Genomic DNA, 6,776 nt, shown 5'->3' with positions numbered 1-6,776 from the left:
AATTTCATCACAATATCTATTTAGTATGTGATAATCTCCATTATATAAATTTTTATAAATAAATCCATCTCTATTAAAAGATCCTAATTTAAAATACCCTAATTTTTTATATTTCAACACTTCTGATAATTTAAATAATGGCTCATCTTTATATTTTGAAGAATTTGTTATCATTTCATTTACTGCTCTAACACCTTCATTAACCTTTATAGCATCATCATAATATCTTATATAAGAATCCTCTTTATTTACAAATAAAGACATTGAGTAAATATTTTTATCATCAGGACAAATATCATTTTCAACCCAAAATTCTAATGCTAAAGGTTGGTTGAAATTTTGGTTTTCGACCCATAAATTTGTATTTCTATCTGTGAAACAACAATTACTTATTTTTTTTTCATTAATCATAAGTTCAATCTTGCTACTATCCAAAAAACCTTTTGAAAACTTAGAAAAACAAGTTAATGGAGTTCTTTTTATGTCATGTTCATCAAATTTATTGTATATTTCTATATCACTATCTTTTACTTTTTTTATTTTATTTATCTTAAAATAAGTTGGAATATATTTCATTGATTTTTCATAATCTTTTAATTCTCTTTGGCTATTTACAAAGAATCCATTTAAAATATATTTTTCATACAATTCGAATTCTATCTCAGTATTTGATATATATTCTGCTTTAAATCCTGTAGGATTGTGAAAATTATTAAAAAACAACTCATATTTAATATTTTCTTTAAAAAATTCTTTTCTTATCTTAACTAAAGTTGAAATTGTAGAGGTTTTACTTCCTATCATTTCGGTTTTATTATTGAGAATTTTTAAGTTACCTTTGTTTGTACAAATCAAATTTTTTGGTCCACTTATTTTAAAAATAAACTTACTATATTTTTTCTTCAATGATTCTAAATATTTTGATTCAAAATTTTTTATGGACATATCATCAGGTATCTCAATATTTACAATAGAACCATCTACATTGACTATTACTTTCCCAAATTTAAAACTAATACCTCTCATAAGTTCTCCCTAATATATAAGTTTAAGTTTTATATCATTGTTAAGAATTTTTTCTTTTAATTTATCAACAATATCTTCACCTTTAAACTCACTATATAACATATTGTAAACATTAGGCCTTCTTAATTTGAACGCCTCTAATTGCCTTTTAAAGTCATCTTCTTTCATTTCATTAATACACACTTCATATAAGTACTCAGGTATTCTTTCGTTGTTTTCTTTATCAAGCATTTCTACCATTTCTTTATATGATTTTACATTATATCCATCTTCTATAATTTCATCTAAATTCATATTTATTATAAAATCTTCTTCAACTGAAGCAGCTTCAAATAAATCTTTTTTAAATAAATTTATATCAGAATTTTTTTCAAATTTTATATTTTTCACTTTTTCTTCTAAATCATCAGGTAATATTATTTCAACTTTATTTTCCCTAATAATTTCTATATATTCAAATTTTTTATTACCTGTAACTACCTTTTTATTTGAATCTAATTTAACTAATTTTAAATCAAATTCCATATTAGCATTTACGTCATTTATTGCGTCGTTCATAAACTTTATTAAATCTTTGTTTATTAATTTTACAGAAAATAACTCATTCCATTCTTTCGTTGATTTAATAAGCTTTTTATTAAATCTAGACATTAATATTGCTAATGGGATTGAATGGGATTTTTTCAATTTAAATATATTATCGGTTACTAATGAATATCCGCTTTTTCCACAATATAATTCCTTTATAAATTTATATTCAAAATTGAAAAAAGTACTTTTTTCATTACAAGCTCTGTCAGTTATAATATTTGCACTTTCTTTTTTAGTAACTGTATTTGTTAATAAAACCTCACTTCTAGTTAATCTTGAAATTCTATCATATAAAAGACTAGGTCTTATTTTATTAAAGTATTTTTGTCTATGTTTTGATGTTATTTCTATCTCTCTATCAGAAGTAGACATCTTATTTTTTAAAAAATCTAATATTTTATCTTCATTTTTTTCAATCCCTATATTTTTATATAATTTATTTCTAAGTATTCCAATCCCTAGAATAAGTATTTTCCATTCCACATTTGTTAATCTTTCGCTCTTTAGTTTGCTTTTTTCTATTTTACTTATCATCTGCAGAAAGGATAAATTTATTTTGATTTTCATTTTATCCTCCGTCATTAAAAAAACTTTTTATTTCTATCTTATAAGCTGCAATCAAAAAAATCAAAAAACCAAAAATAAGTATGTAAAATTTCCAAAAAAATATAGCGTAATTTTCGCCCTCCACTTTTTATCAAAACGTAATTTTTACCCTCCACTTTTAGCTAAAAACGTAATTTTCACCCTCTACTTAGGTGTTTTTGCGTAATTTTCACCCTCCACAGTCTTTCGGTAGCCCTTGATTTTATTAATGATTCGTAACTCTCTCTAGTATTATATATATAGTATTTATATATAAATACTATATATATTAATAAGTATTTAAATAATAATAGTAATTTTGATATCAAAATTTTAAAAAAAATTTAAAAAAATCTTTTGATAGATTTTTTAATTTTTTATAGTTTTAAAAAATAATGAAATACAACTACTAAATATATAAATAACTTCGATTTTAAAGTGGATAATACTTAATTTAAGAGACTTCATGCACCTTGTTCGATAAAATTCACTACTAATTAAATAAAAGCCTTAAAAATGGCTTATATAAAAAAATGAGGAAGATTAATTCTTCCTCAAATAATATTAAAATGTATTTGTTTCGTTCCATTCAATTAATTCTTCTGGAATTTCGTAAACAAATTGACTTAATTTAGTTTCTGTCATACCTCCATTTACATTAACTCTATATTTAGCTCTCGATATAAAGCATAGCTTTTTAGCTCTAGTCATTGCAACATACATAATCCGTCTTTCTTCTTCGATTTGTTCATTCTCATATGCCGTAAAAGAAGGGATTATTCCTTGTTCACAACCAATTACAAATACAACATTAAAACCTCTTCCTTTTGATGAGTGCATAGTCATAAGATTTACCTTTCCCTCTGAAAATTCGCTTAAACTATTATCATCATCTGACATTAATTTTATTTGGTATAATAATTCCTCTGGATTTTTATACTCCTCAGAAAGCCTATTTAATATTTGTTGAAGTCTTTCAATATTTTGAACTCTTGTAAATACCTCATCTGCTGGAATATGTTCACTATATTTAGTTTCTTCTAACACAAAATCAATAACATCTGATAACGATTTATTATTGTTAGTAAGCATATCACGACTTTCATTTATTATTGAACAAAACCCTTTAATTTGATCTCTAGTTGAAGTTTGTAGTATTGCAAACATTGGAACTCCAGCTTGAAAAGAAAGCTCTTTAAAATCTCTTAATGCTTTTTCTCCGACTCCACGTTTAGGAACATTTATAATTCTTTCAAGATGAAAATCACTTGAATTAACGATAAACTCTAAATAAGCTAGCATATCTTTTATTTCTTTTCGCTGAAAGAATGATATATTTTTATTTATTTGATAAGGAATTTCGTGTGAAATAAGTTTTTGCTCTATTGTCTTATTTAAGTCATTGTTTCTATATAAAATTGCAAAATCTCTATATGAAAACCCGCATTTTGCTCTTAACTCCTCTATTTTAGAGCATACAAAATCAGCTTCAGCTTCCTTTGACTGCAAACAATTATAAGATACTTTTTCTCCAATCTCATTATTTGTTCTCATCCATTTTTTAATTCTATATTTATTATTATTTATTAGATGATTTGATGCTTGTATTATATTATCTGTACTTCTAAAATTTTCTTTTAAAGTTATTAATTTAGAATTAGGGATTTTTTTATTAATATTCATTATTAAATTTGGATCTGCATTTCTGAATCCATAAATAGATTGATCATCATCATAAATACAAAATAAATTCCCTGAATTTTTAGTAAGTAATCTTAATACCTCTTCTTGAACTGGATCAACGTCTTGTGCCTCATCACATAAAACATATAAATATCTTTTTGTTATTAACTTTCTTATTCTTCTTTTTTTCAACATATCTCTTAACCGAATTATCAAATCATCAAAATCATATAAATTCATTGTTTCTTTTTTAAATTCATATAATTTATATATTTGGTATGATGAGATTTTTTCGTTTAAATCTTCTTTAAGTTCTTCTAAATCAGACTTTTCGTATCCATCTCTTTTTAGAAGTTCTTCATCTTCCATGTATTGAGTTATTTTTTCTTTTCTTTCCAATATTGTTTTTTCAACTTCATCGCAGTGTATTCCACTAGATTTAAACTTTGAAATACATGCAATAGCTCCCTTTACATTTAGTTGTTCTTTTGGGATTTCTAATTTCAACAAAACTTCACGAATTATCTTATTTTTATCATCCTCGTCAATTAAACTAAATTTTCTTCCAAAACCTGCTTGTTCTCCATATTGTTTTAACATTTTTAATGCAAACGAATGGAATGTGCTTATAGTAGCTTCATTCTCTATATTGAAATTGGATAACTCGGTTGAGATTCTATCTCTCATTTCTGATGCCGCTTCATTTGTAAAAGTTATTGCTAAAATATTTTCTGAATGTATCTGATATTTTAAAATCATATATAATACTCTTTTTTGTAATACAAATGTTTTTCCTGAACCTGGAGGTGCTGCTACCATAAATGTACCAGCGACACTTTTTACAGCTTCTTCTTGTTCTATGTTGAAATTTTCTTTACCGCCGTTGGTAATACCATTTATTGTAATCATAATCTCTCCTTTAATTTAATAAGCAAACTGAATAGCTATATAAAATATTATATAATGGATTTCTAGCCATTAGTTTTATAATTTCTTCTTCTGATTCTTCTTTATATTTTGGATGTGCTTCTAGAAACATTTCTTTTTTACTTAAATCTGCATGAGTTTCTATATCTAAAACAATATTTTGTCTGAAATCATTTCCATATGTATTTTCTATATAATTCTTTGTTAATACTCCTAAAGAATGCGTTTTCTCAGAAGAATATTCAAGAAATTCATTAAATAAATTTTTATTTTTAGTTTTAACATCTTCTTCCAAATCTGAAATATAGAAAAATTTCTCTTTTAATTTTGATAATCCTAAGTAATTTAAACAATCAAATAAGTTGTTGTAATTACCTAAAGATGCTTTTAAATCAACAATAGCATATTTTTTCATAGGTGTTACTTGTTTCAAGTTGTTGTATTTCATAGACCTCATTACTACATTACTTGTATAATAATTTGAGTAAAAAGTAAAAATGTTAGGTTTACAATTCGCCTTTGAAGATATTAAATCTAGTGTTGTAGTTAAATCTTCTATTAATTTTTCTTCGTTAGTAGATATAACTATTTTAAATATTCCTGTTTCATTTTTTCCTCTAAGAAATAACTTATTATCTATTTTAGCTAAACTATACATAACATTAATCACTCCTAATAAACTTTATAATAATTCTAATATCAAATAATTACTCTTCTTTTCAAGGATAACATGATTTCCAAACCATCTATTCAAGGTTTTTATATTAAAAAATCTTTGGAAACTTTTCCCAGTAAAAAAGCATTCGTTGGACTCATTATAAATCCATTCTTTTTTAATTGCGTTAAAATCATTCCTGATGCTTATTATTTTTCTTTTAGACTTTATTTTTCTAAAAATTTTTAAAGTTTTATAATGATCTTTTTTTGTTTGTATAGTATTAAACACATAGTTACTCATTATTAAATCATATTCATTTTGCAGCAATAGTTCATCACTAGGAGAATAATAATCCGCATATTTATCATATGCTCTACATTTTACTCCAATTTTATTTAATTCCAATACATCCATCATTCTTCCAGCCCCAAAATCCAATACTGTTTTTATATTTTCAAAGTGATTGTTTTTTAGTAAAAAATCCAAAGGTGCTGACATTTTTCTTCTTGAAATTGCCGTTATAAAGGGGTTATATATAAAGCTGTTTTTTAATTGTGGTTCTCCCATAAAATTCCTCCTATAAAAAAATGGGACGAAATCGTCCCATTTAGATAATTTTATTAATAATAATATTGAATTTATTATCTTCAAATGCCATTATTACAGTATATTCTCTTATTCTATTTCCGTCCAAATTTATCCTTGGATTTATCTTTATTTTAGCATTTTGAGTTAATAAAAATTTTTCATAAATATTTCTTTGAATTCTAATTATATCTACTATATCCTCTAATATTACTCTTATATCATTTATATCTGAAGTATTGTTTATTTTCTTTAATTCATCTAAAGCAATTTTAGTTATATAGAAATCAGAATATTTTAACCATTTTAAATTCCCAGATATTAAACTTGTTATATCAACTATATATCCTAATTTAACTGAATCTTCTATCATTACGCTTCTTTTAAATTACACATTTTTCTAGCTAATTCAAATTGAGAATCAGTAGTTAATTTTTCATTTAAAAATGTATACTCATCAGTATCTTTTGAATATATTGCTAATGTTTCATTCTCTCTATCTAGTAAAATTGATGATACCGTTATCTTCTTTTCATCTTTAGTTAAAACCTTGAACTCTTCTTCAAATTTTATTTCATTTACATACTCTCCTAACTTTTCAAATACTTTTAAGTATATTGAATTAATATCTTTTTTAAATTGATTGTAAGTTATTACAACTTCATCCTCTAATTTTTTTAACATTTTTCCCTCCATTATTTTTTTATAAAAAAAACCACTT

General features: G+C 24.1%; 7 protein-coding genes. All 7 read right to left on the bottom strand.

All coding sequences use genetic code 11. From position 1 onward, the window contains the following. Window positions 1-1,026: hypothetical protein (locus ACRCYC_RS04775; RefSeq protein ID WP_438533098.1), on the bottom strand; the 1,026-nt coding region annotated here is incomplete at its 3' end. A 9-nt stretch (window positions 1,027-1,035) separates the two neighbouring features. Further along, window positions 1,036-2,184 (bottom strand): hypothetical protein, encoded by a 1,149-nt coding sequence (locus ACRCYC_RS04770; RefSeq protein WP_330112557.1) that lies wholly within the window; start codon window positions 2,182-2,184, stop codon window positions 1,036-1,038. Window positions 2,185-2,766: 582 nt separating this feature from the next. After that, the gene (locus ACRCYC_RS04765; protein ID WP_330112556.1) at window positions 2,767-4,794 is read right to left on the bottom strand and encodes an ATP-dependent helicase; all 2,028 of its coding nucleotides are present in this window, start codon (window positions 4,792-4,794) and stop codon (window positions 2,767-2,769) included. A gap of 10 nt (window positions 4,795-4,804) precedes the next feature. Next, entirely contained in the window at window positions 4,805-5,470 is a 666-nt protein-coding gene (locus ACRCYC_RS04760; protein ID WP_330112555.1) for a hypothetical protein, read from the bottom strand. 24 nt (window positions 5,471-5,494) lie between these two features. Continuing rightward, on the bottom strand, window positions 5,495-6,037 hold the full coding sequence (locus tag ACRCYC_RS04755; RefSeq protein ID WP_330112554.1) for a hypothetical protein: 543 nt from the start codon (window positions 6,035-6,037) through the stop codon (window positions 5,495-5,497). A gap of 40 nt (window positions 6,038-6,077) precedes the next feature. Beyond that, complete coding sequence (locus ACRCYC_RS04750; RefSeq protein ID WP_438533097.1) at window positions 6,078-6,428, bottom strand: hypothetical protein; 351 nt, start codon at window positions 6,426-6,428, stop codon at window positions 6,078-6,080. Further along, window positions 6,428-6,739: a hypothetical protein gene (locus ACRCYC_RS04745; RefSeq protein WP_330112552.1), complete on the bottom strand. Its 312-nt coding sequence runs from the start codon at window positions 6,737-6,739 to the stop codon at window positions 6,428-6,430. Before ACRCYC_RS04745 ends, ACRCYC_RS04750 begins: the two co-directional genes overlap by 1 nt. Window positions 6,740-6,776: the final 37 nt, after the last annotated feature.

It is taken from the genome of Paraclostridium sp. (genome assembly GCF_051657365.1).
In the GTDB taxonomy this organism is placed as follows: Bacteria; Bacillota; Clostridia; order Peptostreptococcales; family Peptostreptococcaceae; genus Paraclostridium.
This window is presented reverse-complemented; position numbering and strand designations above follow the sequence as displayed.

Bases quoted from the DNA above. Each gene is read 5' to 3' on its own strand.
- ACRCYC_RS04770 (WP_330112557.1), bottom strand. From the start codon at position 2,184: ATGAAAATCAAAATAAATTTATCCTTTCTGCAGATGATAAGTAAAATA.
- ACRCYC_RS04765 (WP_330112556.1), bottom strand. From the start codon at position 4,794: ATGATTACAATAAATGGTATTACCAACGGCGGTAAAGAAAATTTCAAC.
- ACRCYC_RS04760 (WP_330112555.1), bottom strand. From the start codon at position 5,470: ATGTATAGTTTAGCTAAAATAGATAATAAGTTATTTCTTAGAGGAAAA.
- ACRCYC_RS04755 (WP_330112554.1), bottom strand. From the start codon at position 6,037: ATGGGAGAACCACAATTAAAAAACAGCTTTATATATAACCCCTTTATA.
- ACRCYC_RS04750 (WP_438533097.1), bottom strand. From the start codon at position 6,428: ATGATAGAAGATTCAGTTAAATTAGGATATATAGTTGATATAACAAGT.
- ACRCYC_RS04745 (WP_330112552.1), bottom strand. From the start codon at position 6,739: ATGTTAAAAAAATTAGAGGATGAAGTTGTAATAACTTACAATCAATTT.